The organism is uncultured Aquabacterium sp. (assembly GCF_947366995.1).
GTDB lineage: Bacteria > Pseudomonadota > Gammaproteobacteria > Burkholderiales > Burkholderiaceae_C > Aquabacterium.
In genome coordinates this window covers 1-20,087 of the sequence record NZ_CANBCC010000010.1, presented here as the reverse complement: position 1 = coordinate 20,087, position 20,087 = coordinate 1, and the positions used below count along the sequence as shown (strand labels likewise).

The window sequence follows — 20,087 nt, the reverse complement described above, 5'->3', positions numbered from 1 at the left end:
CAAAAGCCACCCGGCCGATGCCGGGTGGCTTTACACGCACGGCTCGTCAGCCGTCCTGTCCAAAAGTGTTCTGGGGCCGCACCGGAATGTCCGGCGAAAGCTGGGCACCTGTCAGCGGCAAGCCACCACCCTCATCTTCCCAGGTCTGCACAGCCTCCGGCTGAGGTTGAGCGGCCGCCTGGCGCAGGCTGCGCCGACGCGGTGCCGCCCACTTGCTGAACAGCGCATACTGGCTCACCGCCAGCGCTGACATCATGAACAACGTACGGGTTCTCATCGTGTCCTCCTTGGGTCATTCCCAGTAAACGGCAGAGCCCCAATAGGACGCCACCTCCAACCCCATGCCGTCCACCTCGGACAGGCTGGGCCAATGGTCCTTGTCGAACCCCGGGGCCTGCTCGAAGCGCTGCTTGTCTGCATCGAGCACGAAGCACTTGCGCACCGGGTCCAGCGTCAGCGCCCGCCAGGGAAGGGCAAACAGCTTGTCGCCCATCCCCAGAAAGCCACCGCTCGACATGACCGCGTAGGCTACGCGCCCGGTCGGTACATCCAGCATGATCTCGTCGATCTTGCCGAGCGTGTCGCCGGCAAGGTTGATGACCGGATCGCCCTCGAGCGTGCTGGCGGTCATCAGCCTCGGCCCCGGTCCGCTGGGGTTGGATGTCATGGGGCTGCCGTTCGAGACGGTCTGGGCACCGGATGTCATCGCGGGATTCATCTTTGACTCCTTTTTGTGAAGACCGGCCACCCCGTGCGGCCAGCGATGTCCGGATTGCGGCAATCCCGATGCCCGTCGCGCCCCGTCAGCGCCGCATGCCAGGAGGCGGCTTCGCAGGCACGTGGTTTGCCCTTAGAGGACGTCCCGCCAGCGCGCGGGCCTTTTCAACTTGCCATGCAGTGAGGACGTCATGCGGGTTCTGTACGTGGAAGACCACCCGGTCAATGTCGAAGTGATGCGCGCCCTGTTCGCCCTCAGGCCGCAGTTGACCCTGGAGATCGCCGTGGACGGCAGTTCCGGTCTGCGCGCCGCCCTGCGGACGCCCCCGGACCTGCTGCTGCTCGACCTGCGCCTGCCCGACTGCCACGGCACCGATCTGCTGGCCCGCATGCGGACGCATCCTCCGCTGGCTTCCGTGCCGGCCATTGCGGTGACGGCCGAAGACGATCCCGACCTCAGCGCCTCGACCTTCGCCGACACGTGGGCCAAGCCGCTCGACATCCGGGGCGTGCTCGCCCGGCTGGACCAGCTCTACACCCGTCATGCGTTGAGCCAGGCCCGCCAGCCGGCCGCGATGGCAGCCTGACCCTGCCAGCCGGGCCGTCACCATGGTGAGCATCGTCTTCGACATCACCCACACCACGACCTACCGCTACGCGAAGCCGGTGAAACTGGGTGAGCACCGCGTGATGTTCCGGCCGCGTGACAGCCACGACCTTCGGGTGCTTGCCACCGACCTGGAGGTGACTCCACCGGCCCAGGACATCCGCATGATCATGGATGTCTATTCGAACTCGGTGGCCATCGTGAAGCCGGCCGACGAGGCGCAGGAGCTGCGCTTCGTGTGCACTTTCACGGTCGAGCACACCGGCTCACGCGCGCTCGATCTGCCGGTCGACCCGCAAGCACGCTTCTATCCCGTCACATACAGTGGGGAAGACCGGATCGCACTGGCGCCCTATCTGCCCGCCTTCTATCCCGCTGAACAGGCCCGCTTGAAGACCTGGGCGCAAAGCTTTCTGGATGAAGAGGGCGGGCAGACCGACAGCCGCGAGGTGCTCGTGCGGATGAACAAGGCCATCCGCGAAAGCATGAGCTACCAGGTGCGGCATGAGGAGGGCGTGCAGAGTCCCTGCGAGACGCTCGACAAGGGCAGCGGCACTTGCCGTGACTTCGCGACGCTGATGATCGAGGCGGCGCGCGCGCTGGGCTATGCCGCCCGGTTCGTGAGCGGCTATGTGTATGGGGCCGAGCTCGAACAGGCCGATTCAGCCGGCGCCACCCATGCCTGGCTGCAGGTCTATCTGCCGGGCGCGGGCTGGATTCCCTTCGACCCCACCAACGACCTCATCGGCGGGCACGAACTCATCCGGGTCGGTGTGGCACGCCATGCCAGCCTCGCCTCGCCCCTGAGCGGCACCTGGACCGGGGCCCCGGCCGACTACCTCGGCATGTCGGTCGACGTGCAGGTCCGCAAACGCAGCGGCTGAGCCGGCCGCCGCGAGCGCGCGCCCCTCAGGGCGACGTGGTGGCCGAGTGATCGTGGTCGTCGGTCTCGCCGTCCTTCAGGGGCACGGTGGCGTACTCCTTCAATCGGTTGTAGAGCGTCTTCAGGCTCACGCCCAGCGTGGCGGCGGTGCGCTCCTTGTGCCGGCCGAGGTATTCCAGCGTGCTGAGCGTCACCTGTCGCTCGACCTCTGCCAGCGGCGTGCCCACGCGGATCTGCAGCACCGGCGCGCCGGACATCACCGGCAGCGGCGCCTCGGCCGTCGGCAGGCAGTCGTCGACAATGATGGACTCCGGCGCCATCACGTAGGCGCGCTGCACGATGTTGCGCAACTCGCGCACATTGCCCGGCCAGCGGTAACCCTGCATACGAGCCAGCGCCTGGGGCGACCAGCGCTTGGGCTGCCCTTCGCGGCGCGAGATCTCTTCCAGGAAGTGCTCGGCAATCAGCGGCACATCCTCGGCACGGTCGCGCAGCGGCGGCAGGTGGATCGGAAACACGTTCAGGCGGTACAGCAGGTCTTCGCGCAGCTTGCCGCTGCGCACGGCCTGCTCCGGCGACCGGTTGGTGGCCGCGATGATGCGCACATCGGTGTCGATCGACTGGGTCGAACCGACGCGCATGAAGGTGCCGGTCTCCAGCACACGCAGCAGCTTCACCTGCAGGTCCAGCGGCATCTCCGTGATTTCATCGAGGAACAGCGTGCCGCCGCTCGCCCGCTCGAAGAAGCCCTGGTGCTGCCTGTCCGCGCCAGTGAAGCTGCCTTTCTCGTGGCCGAAAATTTCGCTCTCGATGAGGTGCGGCGAGATCGCCCCGCAGTTCACGGCCAGGAAGGGCCGGTTGCGACGGCGGCTCAGGTCGTGCACGGTGCTGGCCACCACCTCCTTGCCGCAGCCGCTCTCGCCGGTGATGAACACGGTGACCGCCGTGCCGGACACCCGAAGGATCTGCTCGTAGATCTTGCGCATGGGCGGCGAGCGCCCCCACAGCTGGCCGAAATGGCCTTCCCGCTCCAGCCCGTCCAGCAGCGTCGACGCCTCGGCCTGCAGCGTGGCAGGCTTGATGAGGCGGGACAGAATGCCGGTCAGCTGCTTCATGTTCACCGGCTTGACCAGATAGTCGGCCGCACCCATGCGCAGCGCCTGGATGGACGTGTCGAGACTGGCATGGCCGGTGATCAGTACCACCTCGGTATTGGCAAGGGCCTTGGCGTCTTCAAACAATTGCATGCCGCTGCCGTCGGGAAGCATCAGGTCGAGCAGGACGATGTCGGGCTCCTGCAGGGCCAGCTGGCGGCGTGCGTCTCGCAATGAGCCCGCTGTGGCCACAGTAAAACCTTCTGTGGCGATCATCGCCGCCATCATTTCGGCGGCGTCAGCCTCGTCGTCCACCACGAGTGCATGGGGCATGGGTCGCGCTCCTTGTGTGTTTGGAAAGGCATTGTGCGGTGCCGCATCGGCGGCAGCCAACGTGCACGCTTGTCATGCTTACAGTTGGACCGGCACGAAGCACCGGCACCCCTGAAGCGGAAAGGGTTGTTGAGCCGGCCGGCGGCGGCGCCGAGGGCCCGTTCGCCGGTCAAAACCGCCGCGGGCAGCCGCTGCAATCGGCAAGATTTACCCGCCGACCCCGTATGGCGGCCATTTCGACCCCCCTGGTTTCGGGGGAATTCAGGGCTGAAAGCCTGACCACGTTGTGAATCCGGACACGCACGGTCAGAAGCGTTTGGTTTCGCCTTTTTACACATTCGGGCGCGCCGCCGTCGGGTTAATCCGGACAGATCGCACATTGCGGAAGAAGTGCGGCAAGTGCGGCACCCAGAGGCCCTCCGACCGCATCGAACGGGGTGCATCTCCCGAAGGCGCGAAGGGAAAACACGGCATATCGCATGCCTGACCCGTCACGAACGCCACGCCAGACCCCACTTTCAGGCACGCAACAAATTGCTGCGGGGCACAAACGTTGCCGTTTCGGTCCGGGCCCAACCCGGGTTCTCTTTTTTCCAACCCCTCAGGAGTCACCATGCAGATCAAGCACCTTGCCGTCATTCTGGGCACCGCACTGGCCGCCCACGCAGCTGTTGCGGCAGACATCGACTGGGGCGCCCACGGGACGCTCGAACTCGTCGCCCAGACCGTCGATCCCGGCGCCTTCTCCGACACCATCTTCTTCACACTGCCCAAGGACACGGGCCTGGCCGCCACGGCGGTGTCCAACAACCTGCTGTCCGTACTGGGCATCATGGACGGCACGCTGAGCCTGTATTTCGACAAGCCGGGCCCCGACACCCTGATCGGCAGCTTCAGCTTTGACGGCACGACGGGCAGCTCATCCCTGAGCTTCGCGCCGACCCTGGCTGGCGACTACTACTACCTGGTGAGCGGCACCGCCACGGGTTCGTCGGGTGGCTTCTACTCGCTGAGCTCGACCACGCTGCCGGTGCCCGAGCCGCGCACCTGGTCGCTGGCCCTGAGCGGTCTGATGGCAGCCGGTCTGGTTGCCCGCCGCCGTCGCAACAGCTGACGCCGCTGCCCCTGCGCTCCGGCGGCAAGGGCCGGGGCCAGTTTCAGGGGCATGGCGCTTGCCGTGTAGCCGGCTCATGACCCGGCTCACGAAAGGAAGCGCCCATGTGTCCCGCAGATGACCCATCCAACACCTTGCCCCCGCAACACCAGGACACGCAGCCTGGCCGGCAGGGGGACATGCAGCCGCCCCCCGAGGCCGAAGCCGAACGCTACCGAGGCAGTGCCCGGCTGGCCGGCAAGGTCGCCATCGTCACCGGCGGGGACAGCGGCATCGGCCGCGCCGTAGCGGCCTTCTTCGCCAAGGAAGGCGCCCATGTGGCGGTGCTCTACCTTGAAGAAGACGAAGACGCGGAAGCGACCCGTGCGCTGGTCGAAGAGGCCGGCGTGCAGTGCCTGACGTTTGCCGGCGACCTGGGCGACCCCGCCGTGGTGGCCAAGGCCGTCGAGGCCGTATTGCAGCGCTTCGGCAGCATCGACATCCTGGTCAACAACGCCGCCGAACAGCACCCGGTGAAGGATTTCACCGAACTGCCGCTGTCGCAGGTCGAGCGCACCTTCCGCACCAACGTGTTCGCGATGTTCGAGCTGACCCGCACGGTCCTGCCTCACATGAAGGAGGGCAGCTGCATCATCAACACGACCTCGGTCACGGCCTACCGCGGCAGCCCGGGCCTCGTGGACTACGCGTCCACCAAGGGGGCCATCGTGGGCTTCACACGTTCGCTGGCATTGCAGCTGGCCGACAAGGGCATCCGCGTGAATGCGGTGGCACCCGGTCCGGTGTGGACGCCCCTGATCCCGTCGACCTTCACCGCCGAAGAGGTTTCGCACTTCGGCAGCAAGGTGCCCATGAAGCGTCCGGGCCAGCCGGACGAGATCGCGCCCTGCTACGTGTTCCTGGCCAGCCAGGACGCCAGCTACATGAGCGGACAGGTGCTGCATCCGAACGGTGGCGAGGTCGTCAACGGCTGATGTCGTTCTGACCGACCCCGGTCACTTTGACGGGCAGCAAGCGGCCGGAGTGCGCCCTTTTTGCACCGATCGCGACACGGCACGATGCTTGCCCTTCCCCCACCAGGCACACGCCGTTCATTCATCAACCAACAGGAGAGAACCATGGTCACCGACACCACCACGACAACCGGTGATGCCACCCGCGTGCGGGAAGGCGTCGACCGAGCCACCCAGACTGCGCATGACACGATTGACCGCATGGCTGCCAAGGCCGCCCCGGCGATCGAGCAACTGCAGTCGGCCGCCAGCGGCGCGGCACAGGCCCTGCGCGACAAGGCCGCGGCCCTCGGCGAGATGGAAGAGGCCTGGGTTGAATCCGCACGCAGCTGTGTGCGCCAGCACCCGCTGGCCTCGGTGCTGGTGGCGGTCGCCGTCGGCGTGCTGATCAGCCGGATGGGCAGCGACCGGGCATGAGCACAACCGGCGCATCGCCCGACAGCGCGGCGGCCGGTGTGCCGCCGCCTGGGCTTCCCCCCGGTTCGGGCACGCTGCCTGGCTCATCCGATGAGCCACCTGCAGCATTGCCGATCGGCGCCTTGCTGAACGCGCTGGCACAGGAGGTGTCCCACGGCCTGCAGGAACGCCTGCACCTCATCGTGCTGGAGGCCCGGCAGGTGGGCCTGCGCGCCACGCAGATGATTCTGCTTGCCGTGCTGGCTGCATTGATGGCCTGCAGCGCCTGGGCCACCGTGCTGGTGGCGATCTACATGGCCTGCACCACGCATGGCGTCTCGTGGCCGGTGGCACTGCTCATCGTGCTGCTCGTCAATGTCGCGGCGGCAGCCGCAGCGGTCCGTGTCGCCTACCGGCTCAACAGCCAGCTGGGATTCCCCGCCACACTGCGGATGCTGACCCACATCGGGCACAGCCATCCTGGCCCCGAAGCCGCGGTCGAACGCCCTGGCGTGACGCCGCCCACGCCCTACCCGGTCAACCCCACCGCGCCGCAGGCCTCCCCGCCCGCCTGAGCGCACTGCGAGCCACCCCATGTCCCTGAGTGAGCAGATCCATGCGACCGAGGCGGCCATCGCGGCCAGCGACGCGCGCCTGCAGGTCTGGCGCCGCGAGGCGCGCCGCACCGTGCGCGAACGCCTTATGCCCGGCAAACGGACCCTGACCATCGCTGCTGGCTTGGCCGCCGTCTCCGGCGTCGTGCTGTACCGCCGGCGCGCGGCGGTGGCGCGGGCGTGGCGCCGGCTGGGGCGCCACCCGAATCTGGTTTTCCTGTTGCGCCGCCTGCCCATTGTGGGCGGTCTGCTCCCGCTGCCGCGCCGCCGGGTCGTGCGCGGCGAACAGGACACCGGCTCGGGCGGCGGCTGGATGGCCGCCGTGCTGCCCCTGCTGTGGCCCGTGGCGTTGCGGATGATGGCGAACCGCCCCGCACCGCCGCCCGACCCGCGTGCGCCGCGCGGCGGTGCCCCGGCCCCCTGAACACCACACGTGGTGCACGCCCGTGCGGCCGCGCCGCCGCCCAACTGGCGCGCCAGGGTGCAGGCCCTGCTGCAAAGCCGCTTTCGCCTTCGCCAACTGCGGCCGGGGCAGGAAGAGGTCATCCGCCACGTGCTGGCCGGAGAGGACACGCTCGCGCTGATGGCCACGGGAGCGGGCAAGTCACTGTGTTATCAGGTGCCGGCGCTGCTGCTGCCGGGCCGCACGGTGGTCATCTCGCCGCTGATCGCGCTGATGAAGGACCAGCACGACCATCTGCGCGCGCTCGGCATCCCGGTCGTGCTGCGCCACAGTGGCCAGCTGGCGGCCGAGAACGAGAAGGCCGCCCAGGCGATGGCCGACGGCAGTGCCCGCATCGTGTTCACCACGCCGGAGCGCCTCGCCTCACCGGGCTTCGCCCAAGAGTTGGGCGCTCATCCGGTGAGCCTGCTGGTGATCGACGAAGCGCATTGCATCGCCGAATGGGGCCATGATTTCCGGCCGGCGTTTCTGGAGATCGGGGCGGCGCTGCGCAAGCTCGGCCGGCCGGTGGTGCTGGCGCTCACGGCCACTGCCACGCCCGAGGATGTGGCCGATGTCATGCGGCAACTGGACCTGGCCGACATGCAGGTCGTGCACACGGGGCTGTACCGGGGCAATCTGCACTATGCAGTCGACCATGTCGAGTCGGAAGCGGCCCAACGTGCACGCCTGCTCACGCTGGTCCACGGCACCCCGGGGCAGGGCATTGTCTACACCAGCACGGTCAAGGCAGCGGAAGCGGTACATGCCGAACTGCAATCGAGCGGCGAATCGGTGGCGCTATACCACGGCCACCTGGCCCGCGGGCGACGCCATGCGGCTCAGGATGCCTTCATGGCGGGCGAGGCCCGCGTGATGGTCGCGACGCCCGCCTTCGGCATGGGCATCGACAAGGCCGACACCCGTTTCGTGATCCACCACCAGCTGCCCGCCAGCCTGGCCAGCTACTACCAGGCCTCGGGCCGCGCTGGGCGCGACGGGCTGCCCGCCCGGTGCACGCTGCTTTATCTCGCGCAGGATCGCCGAATTCAACAGTTCTTTCTCATCGGCCGCCTGCCCACCGTGGCAGACCTGAGGGCCGTGCACGACCAGTTGGGTGAAGAGGCCGCCGAGGCCGCGGGCTGGCGCCTGCCGGAACTGGAAGCGGTGCTGGCGCGGCCCAGGCAGAAGGTGCAACTGGCGGTGTGGCTGATGCGGCGTCACGGTCTGCTCGCACGCGACCGCCACGGGGTGCTGCGCCGGCGAGTGGACACGCTGGCCGACGAGGCGCTGGCACCGCTGCTGGAAGAACACGCGCAACGCAAGCAGCACGACCTGGCCATGCTGGAGAACCTGGTTGCGTACTGTCAGTCCGGACGTTGCCGCTGGCAAATGTTGCTGCAACATTTCGACCCGGATGAGCCGTTCTCGCCCTGTGGTCACTGCGACAACTGCGAGCGCCTGGCTGCGGCCCAGCAGCAGGCTGACCAGCAGGCCGCCGATTCGTCCCTCGAGGCACCGCCTCCTGCCGACGACCTTCCCCGCATTCAGGTGGGAGATGCGGTGCGGGTCCCGCGATACGGCCGAGGCCACGTCCTGGCCATCGACGACGTGGGCATCACGGTCGGCTTTCCCAACGGCCCGGACCGCAGCTTTCTGCCTCGCTACGTGCGCCCGGCCTGAGCACCTCGGTCGGCCCGCGGCTTGCCGTGATGCGGGTGGAGCCATCCCGGCTCAGATCACCGGAGACCGCCATGCCTACCCCCGCACGCCCCGCCGAGGCCACACCGCCGCTTGATGACGACCAGGACACCTTCGGCCCGAGCGGCACCAGCGACGGGCCGAGCGACGTGCGCGGCCTCACGCCGCCCGACGACCGCGTTCCGGACCAGCCTGTCGAACAGAGCGGGATGCCTCCACCGAACCCCGACCCGGACGGCCCTCAGAAGCTCTTTCCGGATCCGCCACCGATGGACCTCCCCGAAGACGCGCCCGAGCCGCCCGTGAACGACCCGGATCCCAACAACCCCACGGGACCGCTGCTCGACGCGGGTCTCGCGGAAGACCGGGACGGCGTTCGCTGAACAGGCTGGGTACGCCGCTTGCCGTATTCGCAGCGGCGCCACCCCTCGGGCATGGCGATTGCCCTCTGGGCGCAGCACCACAGGAGCCTTATGACAAAGCCTCTGCGCATCGCGCTGATCAGCGAACACGCCTCGCCCCTGTCTGGCGCCGGTGGCGTGGACGCGGGCGGCCAGAACGTGTATGTCGCGCAGGTGGCGCGCTGCCTGGCCCAGGCCGGCCACCAGGTCGATGTGCTGACGCGCCGGGATCATCCTGACCAGCCGGCCATGACGGTCATGCGCCCCGGTGTGCGGGTGTTCCACATCCCCGCCGGTCCGGCCTGCTTCATCCCGAAAGAGCGCCTGCTGCCGGTGATGCCGGCCTTCACACGCGCGGCCGAGCAGCTGCTGCGGCACGGCCCGCGGTGCGACCTGGTCCACGCGAACTTCTTCATGTCGGGCCTGGTGGCCCAGCAGCTGAAGGCCTCGCTGGGCATCCCCTATGTCGTGACCTTCCATGCACTGGGCCTGGTGCGACGCGAACACCAGGGCGCGGCCGACGGCTTCCCGGGGATGCGGATCGACATCGAACGCAAGCTGGTGGACGACGCAGACGCCCTGATTGCCGAATGCCCCCAGGATGAGCACGACCTCGTTCGGCTCTACAGCGCCGACCCCGCGCGGATCCGCATGGTGCCGTGCGGCTTCGACGCAGGCGAATTCGGACCGCAGCATCGCCTGCGCGCCCGCGCCGAGCTGGGCCTCGATCTGGCCCCCGATGACTTCGTCATCCTGCAGCTGGGGCGCCTGGTGCCCCGCAAGGGCGTCGACAACGTCATCCGCTCGCTGGCGCATCTTCCGAGGTCGATCCCCGCACGGCTGCTGATTGTCGGTGGCGACGGCCCCGTGCCCGACGCGCAGCGCACGCCCGAGATCGGCCGGCTGCGCGCGGTGGCCCGGGAAGCGGGCGTCGAAGACCGGGTGCACTTCATCGGGCAACGCCCGCGTGAGGCCTTGCGGCGCCACTATGCGGCGGCCAATGTGTTCGTGACGACGCCCTGGTACGAGCCCTTCGGCATCACACCCCTCGAGGCCATGGCTTGCGGCATCCCCGTGATCGCCAGTGCCGTGGGGGGCTTGCAGTACACCGTGACCGATGGGGTCACCGGCCACCTCGTCCCCCCCAAGAATCCTGAGGCGGTGGCTCAGTGCCTGAGCCACCTCCATGCCAACCCACGCCTGGCCCTGGCCATGGGCCGAGCCGGCATGCGTCGGGTGCGCTCGCTGTTCACGTGGGAGCGCGTCAGCCAGATGCTGCTCGACGTGTATGGCGACGTGCTGGACACCGGCCGCCGCGCCGAGCTTGCGCACCACATCGACCTGCACGATCGCCCGACGCTGAATGACTTCAGCGCGGTGAATTGAACCGCATTCCACTTCATTACAAAGAAAGGGAGGACCCTTATGCCTGAGACCGTCGACCTGAAAGACAAGGTCGCCTTCGTGACCGGGGCCGCCAGTGGCCTCGGTGCCGCCATCAGCCGACGCCTGATTGAGCGCGGCGCGCGTGTCGTGCTGGCCGACCTGGCCGGCGACAAGGCGAAGATGCTGGCCGACAGCGTCGATCCGGCGGGCGAACGCACGCTGCCCATTCGCCTGGATGTGTCCAGCGAGCAGGGTGTGGCGAACGCGGTAAGCCTCTGTCTGGAGCGCTTTGGCGCGCTCGACATCCTCGTCAACAACGCCGGAACCGACGTGACGGCCTCGCTGGACGAGGTGGGCGTCGAAGCGTGGACACGTGTCCTGAACACCAACTTGCTGGGGCCGTTTCTCCTCACCAAGCTGGCCTTGCCCGCCTTGAAGGACAGCGACGGCGGCCGCGGTGGCCAGGTGGTGAACATCACCTCGACCGCCGCCGTGCGCGCCTGGCCCAACGCCAGCGCATACCACGCCAGCAAGTGGGGCCTGCTGGGCCTGTCGCGCGCGCTGCATGCCGAGCTGCGCAGCAGCGGCGTGCGCGTGAGCGCCCTCGTCACGGGGGGAATGCGCACCCCCTTCCTGCTCGATCGCTTCCCCGAACTCGACCCGCAGAAGCTGCAGGACCCGGCCCGGGTGGCCGATGCCGTGTGCTTCATGCTCGACATGCCGCGCGACGCCATCGTGGCCGAACTGACCATCGTGCCGCCCGACGAAACCTCATGGCCCTGATGCGCACCACGGCCCGGCCCAGCGAGCCGGAGCCTGCCCCAGCCCGGCCGGCGCCGCGCAAGCGCGCGGTGTTCCTGGACAAGGACGGCACGCTCATCGAGGACGTGCCCTACAACGTCGATCCGGCGCTGCTCAAGCTCACGCCCTCGGCCATCGAAGGCCTGCGACTGCTTCAGGCCCGCGGCTTCGTGCTCGTGATCGTGACCAACCAGTCCGGCCTGGCGCGCCGGCTGTTCGACCGCCTTCAGCTGAACCAGGCCCTGGCCGCACTCCGCGGCATGCTGTCGGCCGCGGGCGTCCACATCCTTGACGTGTTCGTCTGCCCGCATGCGCCAGCTGCGGCCCTCGCCCCGGGCTGCCTTTGCCGCAAGCCATCACCCGGCCTGTTGTTGCAGGCAGCCGCCGTGCACCAGATCGACCTGCGGCGTTCGTGGATGGTGGGCGACATCCTCAACGACGTGGAGGCAGGTCACCGCGCCGGCTGTCGCAGCGTGCTGATGGATGTGGGCAATGAGACTGAATGGCGCGTGACGCCGATCCGCCGACCCGACCTGCGCGCGCCCAATCTGTTCGAAGCCGCTCAGGCCATTCTGGCACTCGATACCGAACCAGCCCCTTCCGCCCCCTCTCACACGGAGCACCCATGATCACCCTGGGCATCAACGCCGCCTTCCATGATTCGGCCGCCGCGCTGGTGATCGACGGCCGCGTGATCGCGGCTGCCGAGGAGGAGCGCTTCACGCGCATCAAGCACGCCAAGCGGCCGCTGCCCTTCACCGCGTGGGAGCTGCCGTTTCACGCGATCGACTTCTGTCTGGCCCGCGCCGGCGTCACGCTGGCCGAGGTCGACCATGTGGCCTACAGCTACGATCCCAGCCGCTTCCTCAAGGAACGGCACATCGGCGACCAGATCACCCTGCCACTGTCGCCCTCGGCCCACCCCGCGGGCGGCTGGGAGAACGTGTGGGACCCGCTGTTTGCGTCCTACATCGTCAACGCACCCCGCCAGCTGGCCAGCGGCGCGCCGCACCACCTGAAGGCACGCTTCCGGGGCGTGCGGCATGATGGCCCCTACCGCTTCCACTTCGTGTCCCATCACCTGAGCCACCAGGCCAGCGCCTTTTTGGCCGCGCCGTTCTCGCGGTGTGCCGTGCTGACACTGGATGGCCGCGGCGAGGACGCCACCACCACCTACGGCGTCTACCGCGACGACACCTACACGCCGCTGGGCGAAGTGTGCATGCCGCACTCGCTGGGCATGCTGTATGAACGCGTGACCAGCCATCTGGGCTTTCTGCACTCGTCCGACGAGTACAAGGTCATGGCCCTGGCCGCACTGGGCCAGCCCCGCTTTGCCGACGCGCTGCAGGCCTGCGTGCACGTGGGTGATGAAGGTCAGTACACCATCGAGCCGCTGGACCTGGTGACCCTGTGCGGCGCGCCACGCGAGAAGGGCGCCCCACTGGAGGCGCGCCACTTCGACCTGGCCGCCTCGCTGCAGAGCGTGCTGGAAGACACCGTGCGGTCGCTGGCGGGCTGGCTGCAGCAGCGCACGGGCGAACGACAGCTGGCCATGGCGGGCGGCGTGGCCCTCAACTGCGTGATGAACGCACGCCTGCGCGACAGTGGGCTGTTCGACGAGGTGTGGGTGCAGCCCGCAGCCGGCGATGCCGGTACGGCCCTGGGTGCCGCGCTGTGGACCGATGCCCGGGAACGCGGCGCGCAGCCCGAGGCACAGAGCGCCACCGCACCAACCCGGCTGGCACCCCGCGCATGGCGCATGGAAGACGCCCTGCTCGGCCCGGACTTCGACGACGACGCCATCGGCGCCCTGCTGGCGTGGGCCAAGCTGCCCGTGCGCCGGCTGGACGACGTGGAAGTCGAGACGGCCCGCCTGCTGGCCGAAGGCTGCGTCATCGGCTGGTTCCAGGGACGCATGGAGTTCGGCCCGCGCGCACTGGGGGCCCGGTCCATCCTCGCTTCGCCCATCGACCCCGCCATGCAGGCGCGCCTCAATGAGCTGAAAGACCGCGAGGACTTCCGCCCGGTCGCCCCCGTGGTGCCCAGGGAGAAGCTGGCCGAGTGGTTCACCCCGGCAGAGGCCAATCGGGGGGAGTCGCCCTTCATGCTCTTCATCTACGACGTGCCTCCGGAACAGGCCGACCGCATTCCCGCAGCCTGCCACGCCGACCGCACCGCCCGCGTGCAGACGGTCGACGCCGAGCGCCAGCCACGCTTCCATCGTCTGCTGACGGCCTTCGGTGAACGCACCGGGGTGCCGGTGCTGATCAACACCTCGTTCAACGTGCGCGGCGAGCCCGTCGTCTGCACGCCCAAGGACGCGCTGGACGCCTTCTTCAGCACGCCGCTCGACGCGCTGGTCATCGGCTCGTGGCTGATCGACAAGCGGAGGCTCTCGGCATGATCCTGTCCATGGCGGTCGTGATCCCAACCTATCGGCGCCCGCAGCTGCTGGCACGCTGCCTGGAAGCCCTGACGAAGCAGTCCCTGCCCGGCCACGCCTTCGAGGTCATCGTGGTCGACGACGGTTGCACCGAGACCACGCGCCAGGTGGTGGAGGACTTCAACCGCCGCTGCCAGGGCGCACCCGCGTTTCACTACCTGCAGCCGCGCGGAACCCGGGGGCCTGCGGCCGCACGCAACCGTGGCTGGCGGGCCAGCTCTGCGCCGCTCATCGCCTTCACCGACGACGACACCGAGCCCGACCGCGACTGGCTGCTCGAGGGCTGCAAGGCCATGACCCGTGGCGGGGTCGCAGTAGGCGGTCGGGTGGTGGTGCCGACCCAGGCCCGCCCCACCGACCATGAGCGCATGACCCAGGGCCTGGAGCAGGCGGAGTTCGCCACCGCCAACGCCCTGGTCTGGCGGCATGCCCTGGTCGCCGTGGGCGGGTTCGACGAGCGCTTCAAGCGCGCCTGGCGAGAAGACTCGGACCTGCATTTCTCTCTGCTGCAGCTCGGCCACGTCGGGTGGGCGCCCAAGGCCATGGTGGTGCACCCAGTGCGGCCGGAACGCTGGGGCGTGTCGCTGCGGCAGCAGGCCAACGTGTTCTTCGACGCTCTGCTCTTCAAGAAGCACCCGCACCTCTACCGCCTCAAGATCCGGCCCACGCCGCCGTGGCACTACCACCTCATCGTGTTCGGCACCCTGCTCGCGCTGGTGGCGCTGTGGCAGGGGCTGCCCACCGTGGCCGCAGTGTCGGGCGCGGTGGCCCTGGCCGCCCTGCTGCGCTTCATTGCGCTGCGCTTGAAAGGCGCCTCGCTGGCACCTTCGCATGTGGCCGAGATGCTCGTGACCTCGCTGGTCATCCCCTTTCTGTCGCTGTACTGGCGGGTACGCGGGGCGATGCACTTCCGCGTGCTGTTCTTCTGAGGACCGCCGATGAGCCGCCCCCTTCGCGTCCTGACCTGGCACGTGCATGGCAACTACATGTACTACCTCAGCCAGGTGCCTCACCAGTTCTACCTGGTGGCCGATGCCGCGCGCTCGACCCACCACAGCGGCCGCAGCGGCACCCTGCCGTGGGGCGACAACGTGCACGACGCGCCCGTCGACCAGCTGCGCGACATGGCGTTCGACATCGTGCTGTTCCAGTCGCGCGAGGCCTACGAGCATGAGCAGCACACCCTGCTGAGCGAGGCCCAGCGGCGCCTGCCCCGCATCTACCTCGAGCACGATCCACCCCAGGAGCACCCCACCAACACGCGCCACTGGGTGCAGGATGGCGACACGCTGCTGGTGCATTGCACACCCTTCAACGCGCTGATGTGGGACAACGGCGATCAGCCCGTCCGGGTGGTGGAGCACGGTGTGAAGCTGCTGACCCACGCCGTTCACCATGGCGAGATGGCGGCGGGCCTCGTGGTCGTCAACAACCTCGATCGACGGGGGCGGCGACTTGGCTCCGACATCTACCGCCAGGCGAGCACGCGCCTGCCCCTGACGCTGGTGGGCATGGGTGCCGACCGCCTTGGCGGGGCGGGCGAAGTGACGCACCAGCAGTTGCCCGAGGTGATGGCGGCCCACCGCTTCTTCTTCAACCCCATCCGCTACACCAGCCTCGGGCTGGCGGTGATCGAGGCCATGATGGTCGGCATGCCCATCGTCGGGCTGGCCACCACCGAACTCGTGACCGTGATCCGGGATGGGCACCACGGCTTCATCGACACCCGGCCCGAGCGCCTGATTGAAGGCATGCAACAGCTGATCGCCGACCCGCGCGAGGCCCGGCGCATGGGCGAACGCGCACGCCAGGCCGCGCACGACCGCTTCCACATCGACCGCTTTGTCGCGGATTGGCAGGACGTTTTCAAGCAGGTCACAGGGTGACGCAACAGCGGGCACGCCGATTGCCCCTTCCCGCGTGAGCGCCACCTGGCGCACCCGAGACGAAGGTCCCCTTTCCATGCAGCCCGACGAGTCATTGTGGTCGGCCAGCGGCGAACGCGACGTCCGCCTGGCCCGTGAGATCCTGTACGCCCTGGTGGGCGAACCGCCCTACCCGATGACGGTGCAGCTGTGGAACGGGGAGGTGCTGCGTTTCGGCCACGGCACACCGCGGTTCGGGCTGGTCGTGCATCACCCTTCCCCGCTGTGCGATGCGGCCCTGGGAGGTGGGGCCTTGCGCCTTGCAGACGCCTACTTCCGTGGCGACATTGACATCCTGGGTGACCTGTACGCCGCGCTGAGCCTGAAGGACCACCTGGGCAGCAGCACGACCCCGCTGCAACGCGCGGGGGTGATGGCCAAGGCCCTGATGCTGCGACTGCGTGGCACCCCGATCGACCGTGGCGCGAAACGCCCCGCGGGCCTGGCGAAGGACCGCACCATCGCGTTTCACTACGACGTCTCCAATGCGTTCTACCGGCTCTGGCTGGACCGGCAGATGGTGTACTCGTGCGCCTACTTCCAGAGCCCCGACGACAACCTGGAACAGGCGCAAACCGCCAAGCTTGAACACATTTGCCGCAAGTTGCGCCTGCAACCCGGCGACCGCTTCCTCGACATCGGCTGCGGCTGGGGGGCCTTGCTCATCCACGCGGCGCGTGAACACGGGGTGCGGGCGCACGGCATCACGCTGAGCCACCGCCAGCTTGAGCTGGCCCGTCAACGGATCGCGGAGGCCGGCCTGCAGGGTCGGGTGACCGTGGAGCGGATGGACTACCGCGACCTGCCGGGCGAAGCGTGCTGGGACAAGATCGCCAGTGTGGGGATGTTCGAGCACGTCGGGCTGCGCAACCTGCCGCGCTATTTCACGATTGCACAGCGGCTGCTGGTGCCAGGCGGGTTGATGCTCAACCATGGCATCACGCAGGAAGAGGACGTGTGGGACGGGACGCTGTCGACGCGCTTCATCAACCGCTACGTGTTCCCTGACGGACAGCTGGACCGCCTGAACCGGGTGATGGCCCTCATGGAGGCCCAGGGCTTCGAGGTGTGGGATGTGGAAGGCCTGCGTCCGCACTACGCGATGACGCTGCGGCACTGGGTGCGCCGGCTCGAAGCCCGACACGACGAAGCGGTGCAGCACGTCAGCGAAATGGCCTACCGCGTGTGGCGCCTCTACATGGCCGCGAGTGCGCTGCAGTTCGAACAGGGCGAGGTGGGCGTCTATCAGGTGCTGGCCTCGCGCCGGGCGCAGGGCGTCTCGCCCCTGCCCTTGACACGAAACGACGTGTACGCCCCCCGGGCTGTCACGCAGCCAAGGCCGTATCGAGCAACATCATGACCACGAAGCCGACCATCAGGCCGGCGGTGGCCAGCCGCTCGTGACCCTGGCGGTGAGACTCGGGGATCACCTCGTGGCTGATGACGTACAGCATGGCCCCGGCCGCAAACGCGAGCCCCCAGGGCAGCAGGATGAGCGACCAGCCGACCACCAGCGCAGCCGCCACCGCGGCAACCGGCTCGACCAGACCCGACAACGCGCCAATGCCGGCTGACATCACGCGACCATAGCCGGCGCCCCTCAGGGCCACGGCGATGACCAGCCCTTCGGGCACATCCTGGATGGCGATGCCGGTGCCCAGCGCAGACGCCGCCGCGGCATCGCCCCCGCCCCACGCCACGCCGATGGCAAGCCCCTCCGGCATGTTGTGCAGCGCCACGGCAAACACGAACAGCCACACGCGCTTGAGCCGCTGCGACAGCGCGCCCTGTGCCCCTTCAGGCCCCTTGATGAAGTGCTCGTGAGGCAGCCAGCGATCCAGCAGCACCAGGCACAGCGCCCCCACCAGGATGGCACTGCCCACCAGCAACCCGGCGGGCCAGGGGCCCAGGCCTTGCTGACCGGCGGCTGCCAGCGCCGGCACCACCAGCGAGAATGCACTGGCGGCCAGCATCACGCCAGCCCCGAAGCCCATCATGGCGTCCCGCGTGCGTTCCGACGTGGTCTGCGAGAGCCAGACCGGCAGCGTGCCCAGTGCCGTGGCGCCTGCGGCGATCAACCCCGCCAGCGCCGCCTGCTGGGCGCGGGGGGCCTGCTGCCCGAGCATCGCCCACAGGTCGACGCCCAGCGTCAGCAGGCCGCCCGCCACGATGAGCACGCCCAGCGCCACGCGCCATGGCGCGCCGGTGCGCACGTGCAGCACATCCCCGGCCGTCAGGGTGGATCGGCGTGGCCCGTTCATGGCTCAGAGCGGTGCCGTACTGCCCGGCGTGCTGCCGTTGAGGCTGCCATCCGCACCGGCGCCCAGTTCGGCGCCGGTGGTCGGATTGGCTGCGCGGTCCGAGCTGGTGCGCACGGCCAGCCGGTCGACCAGATCCAGCTCCTGCGACGTCATGCCCACTTCGGCGAGCCCCGTGCCACCGTCCACCGCTAGGTGCTCATCTCGGCTGTGGATGTACTCGAAGTTCTCGTCGCTGTTCCACGGGCCGCGGCAATCGCCGGCACCTTGCGAGGTGTTGAAGTAGGCGCGGGCAAAGCGCGGGTCGCCGGGCAGCTTGCCGGGCGGGAAGTTCGGCTGAATCGCGTACAGCGCCTTCTCGAACGACTGCTGGTGCGCAACTTCGCGCGTCATCAGAAAGCCCAGCGCCTCCTTCACACCCGGGTCATCGGTTGCATTGATCAGGCGTTCGTAGATGATCTTGGCGCGGGCCTCGGCCGCGATGTTCGAACGGAGGTCGGCAGTGGGGTCGCCAATGGTGTCGATGTAGGCGGCCGTCCAGGGCACGGCGCCTGAGTTGATCAGCGGGGTGCCACCGCCATACAACACCTGGGTGACGTGGGAGTCGTTGCCGGGGCCGTTGATGGCGCGGAAGAGGTCAGCCTCTTCGTCCACGCCTTCGGCGATGCGCCCCTTAGCGCCCCGGTTCAGCATGGCCACAAGCGTGCCGATCACTTCAAGGTGACTCAGCTCCTCGGTGGCGATGTCCATCAGCATGTCCTTGCGGCCGGCGTCTTCTTCGCCCAGGGCCTGCGTGAAATAGCGACAGGCCGCGGCCAGTTCGCCTTGTGGTCCACCAAACTGTTCCAGCAGCAGCTGGGCCAGGGCGGGATTGGTTTCCTGAACGCGTACGGTGTACTGCAAGCGCTTGTTGTGGGCAAACATGGAATCTCCTTCGGGGTTGAGGGGGTCGCCAACCGGTCGGCGCCTGCACCGCTACAGCAAACCGTGATCCTGTGGCGTACCACCCGCTGGCGGCCGTCTGCATTCCCGGGCACACGGCTTGCCCGCAACGGCCATGTCTTCCTGCCCCTCCCCCCATGTCTCCCGTTACCGGTGCCCCGCTTTCTGAGGGGCCGGCGGCCTTTGCTGGCCAGGCCCCTGCCCGCCTGGCGGACCGTCTGGTCCAACGTGCTGCCTTGCGCCGGCACTACGAGACCGTGCGCCGCGAAACCACGGCACGCACCGAGGGCCTCACGGTAGAGGACCAAGGCGCGCAAGCCATGCCCGATGCCAGCCCCACCAAGTGGCACCTGGCTCACACCACCTGGTTCTTCGAGGTCGTGGTGCTGGAGCCGGTGGGCGGCGTGCCGCCGCTGCGGCCGGGTTGGCACCGCCTGTTCAACTCGTACTACGAGGCACTCGGCCCCCGCCACCCTCGGCCGGAGCGGGGGCTGCTGACACGGCCTTCGCTGGCCGAAGTGCTCGTGTGGCGGGAGGACGTCGACCGCGCGGTGACGCAGCTGATCGACGCTGCGTCGGATGCCGAATGGCCGCGTTTGCAGCAGCTCGTGCAGATCGGCCTGGCGCACGAAGCACAGCATCAGGAACTGATCCTGACCGACGCCCTGGCGCTGTTCAGGCGCCACCCCGATGAGCCGGCGCTGCGCGTGTCCCGCCCGCTGCCCAAGGAGCCGGGCGAAGCCGCCCCGCTGGCGTGGCACACGGTCGCCGCGGGCACCTACCACATCGGGCATCAGACCGACGCGCCGGCCTTCGACAACGAAGGTCCGCCCCACGCGCTGTTGCTGGGCGACTTCGCGATGGCCGACCGACCGGTGAACGGGCGCGACATGCTGAGCTTCGTGGCCGACGGCGGCTACCAGGACCCGCAATGGTGGTCGTCCGATGGCTGGGCGCTGGTGCAGGCTGAAGGCTGGCAGGCGCCACTGTCATGGGCCGAGCATGCGGGGCAAT

At 68.5% G+C, this 20,087-nt stretch carries 22 protein-coding genes; 17 read left to right on the top strand and 5 right to left on the bottom strand.

Annotated elements, in window-relative coordinates; genetic code table 11:
• Positions 1-46: 46 nt before the first annotated feature.
• Positions 47-277 carry a hypothetical protein gene (locus Q0Z44_RS04745; RefSeq protein ID WP_298010996.1) on the bottom strand — a complete coding sequence of 77 codons (231 nt, stop codon included), beginning with the start codon at positions 275-277 and terminating at the stop codon, positions 47-49.
• Positions 278-292: 15 nt separating this feature from the next.
• Positions 293-706, bottom strand: coding sequence for a PRC-barrel domain-containing protein (locus Q0Z44_RS04740; RefSeq protein WP_298011044.1), 414 nt, complete (start codon positions 704-706; stop codon positions 293-295).
• A 202-nt stretch (positions 707-908) separates the two neighbouring features.
• Between Q0Z44_RS04740 and Q0Z44_RS04735 the strand changes: the two genes are divergently transcribed.
• Together Q0Z44_RS04735 and Q0Z44_RS04730 are read left to right on the top strand one after the other, a co-directional pair.
• Positions 909-1,304, top strand: coding sequence for a response regulator (locus tag Q0Z44_RS04735; RefSeq protein ID WP_298010995.1), 396 nt, complete (start codon positions 909-911; stop codon positions 1,302-1,304).
• A 22-nt stretch (positions 1,305-1,326) separates the two neighbouring features.
• Complete coding sequence (locus tag Q0Z44_RS04730; protein ID WP_298010994.1) at positions 1,327-2,208, top strand: transglutaminase family protein; 882 nt, start codon at positions 1,327-1,329, stop codon at positions 2,206-2,208.
• A gap of 25 nt (positions 2,209-2,233) precedes the next feature.
• On the opposite strand, the gene Q0Z44_RS04725 is transcribed toward Q0Z44_RS04730, so the two are convergent.
• Positions 2,234-3,634 (bottom strand): sigma-54 dependent transcriptional regulator, encoded by a 1,401-nt coding sequence (locus Q0Z44_RS04725; RefSeq protein WP_298010993.1) that lies wholly within the window; start codon positions 3,632-3,634, stop codon positions 2,234-2,236.
• Between the two features lie 613 nt (positions 3,635-4,247).
• On the opposite strand from Q0Z44_RS04725, the gene Q0Z44_RS04720 reads away from it, so the two are divergent.
• From Q0Z44_RS04720 to Q0Z44_RS04655, 14 genes are all read left to right on the top strand, one after another.
• Positions 4,248-4,748, top strand: coding sequence for an FxDxF family PEP-CTERM protein (locus Q0Z44_RS04720; RefSeq protein WP_298010992.1), 501 nt, complete (start codon positions 4,248-4,250; stop codon positions 4,746-4,748).
• Between the two features lie 104 nt (positions 4,749-4,852).
• Positions 4,853-5,722, top strand: a complete 870-nt coding sequence (locus tag Q0Z44_RS04715; protein ID WP_298010991.1) for a glucose 1-dehydrogenase — start codon at positions 4,853-4,855, stop codon at positions 5,720-5,722.
• Positions 5,723-5,866: 144 nt separating this feature from the next.
• Positions 5,867-6,178, top strand: coding sequence for a hypothetical protein (locus Q0Z44_RS04710; protein WP_109034862.1), 312 nt, complete (start codon positions 5,867-5,869; stop codon positions 6,176-6,178).
• Complete coding sequence (locus Q0Z44_RS04705; RefSeq protein WP_298010990.1) at positions 6,175-6,732, top strand: phage holin family protein; 558 nt, start codon at positions 6,175-6,177, stop codon at positions 6,730-6,732. Before Q0Z44_RS04710 ends, Q0Z44_RS04705 begins: the two co-directional genes overlap by 4 nt.
• A 19-nt stretch (positions 6,733-6,751) precedes the next feature.
• Positions 6,752-7,195: a hypothetical protein gene (locus tag Q0Z44_RS04700; RefSeq protein ID WP_298010989.1), complete on the top strand. Its 444-nt coding sequence runs from the start codon at positions 6,752-6,754 to the stop codon at positions 7,193-7,195.
• A gap of 9 nt (positions 7,196-7,204) precedes the next feature.
• Positions 7,205-8,896: a RecQ family ATP-dependent DNA helicase gene (locus Q0Z44_RS04695; RefSeq protein WP_298010988.1), complete on the top strand. Its 1,692-nt coding sequence runs from the start codon at positions 7,205-7,207 to the stop codon at positions 8,894-8,896.
• Between the two features lie 71 nt (positions 8,897-8,967).
• Positions 8,968-9,297, top strand: a complete 330-nt coding sequence (locus Q0Z44_RS04690; RefSeq protein ID WP_298010987.1) for a hypothetical protein — start codon at positions 8,968-8,970, stop codon at positions 9,295-9,297.
• Between the two features lie 90 nt (positions 9,298-9,387).
• Positions 9,388-10,701 carry a glycosyltransferase gene (locus Q0Z44_RS04685; RefSeq protein ID WP_298010986.1) on the top strand — a complete coding sequence of 438 codons (1,314 nt, stop codon included), beginning with the start codon at positions 9,388-9,390 and terminating at the stop codon, positions 10,699-10,701.
• Between the two features lie 39 nt (positions 10,702-10,740).
• The gene (locus tag Q0Z44_RS04680; RefSeq protein WP_298010985.1) at positions 10,741-11,484 is read left to right on the top strand and encodes an SDR family oxidoreductase; all 744 of its coding nucleotides are present in this window, start codon (positions 10,741-10,743) and stop codon (positions 11,482-11,484) included.
• Complete coding sequence (locus tag Q0Z44_RS04675) at positions 11,475-12,131, top strand: HAD family hydrolase (RefSeq protein WP_366517572.1); 657 nt, start codon at positions 11,475-11,477, stop codon at positions 12,129-12,131. Before Q0Z44_RS04680 ends, Q0Z44_RS04675 begins: the two co-directional genes overlap by 10 nt.
• On the top strand, positions 12,128-13,909 hold the full coding sequence (locus tag Q0Z44_RS04670) for a carbamoyltransferase C-terminal domain-containing protein (RefSeq protein ID WP_298010984.1): 1,782 nt from the start codon (positions 12,128-12,130) through the stop codon (positions 13,907-13,909). The genes Q0Z44_RS04675 and Q0Z44_RS04670 overlap by 4 nt, the downstream gene beginning before the upstream one ends.
• Positions 13,906-14,877 (top strand): glycosyltransferase family A protein, encoded by a 972-nt coding sequence (locus Q0Z44_RS04665; protein ID WP_298010983.1) that lies wholly within the window; start codon positions 13,906-13,908, stop codon positions 14,875-14,877. Before Q0Z44_RS04670 ends, Q0Z44_RS04665 begins: the two co-directional genes overlap by 4 nt.
• 9 nt (positions 14,878-14,886) lie before the next feature.
• On the top strand, positions 14,887-15,834 hold the full coding sequence (locus Q0Z44_RS04660; protein WP_298010982.1) for a glycosyltransferase family 4 protein: 948 nt from the start codon (positions 14,887-14,889) through the stop codon (positions 15,832-15,834).
• Between the two features lie 76 nt (positions 15,835-15,910).
• The gene (locus Q0Z44_RS04655) at positions 15,911-17,233 is read left to right on the top strand and encodes a class I SAM-dependent methyltransferase (RefSeq protein ID WP_298010981.1); all 1,323 of its coding nucleotides are present in this window, start codon (positions 15,911-15,913) and stop codon (positions 17,231-17,233) included.
• On the opposite strand, the gene Q0Z44_RS04650 is transcribed toward Q0Z44_RS04655, so the two are convergent.
• A complete protein-coding gene (locus Q0Z44_RS04650; protein WP_298010980.1) occupies positions 17,199-18,134 on the bottom strand; it encodes a ZIP family metal transporter in 936 nt (311 codons plus the stop codon). The genes Q0Z44_RS04655 and Q0Z44_RS04650 overlap by 35 nt on opposite strands.
• 3 nt (positions 18,135-18,137) lie before the next feature.
• Positions 18,138-19,055, bottom strand: coding sequence for a manganese catalase family protein (locus Q0Z44_RS04645; protein WP_298010979.1), 918 nt, complete (start codon positions 19,053-19,055; stop codon positions 18,138-18,140).
• A gap of 155 nt (positions 19,056-19,210) precedes the next feature.
• On the opposite strand from Q0Z44_RS04645, the gene Q0Z44_RS04640 reads away from it, so the two are divergent.
• The coding region (locus tag Q0Z44_RS04640) for a DinB family protein (RefSeq protein WP_298010978.1) at positions 19,211-20,087 on the top strand (877 nt) is incomplete at its 3' end.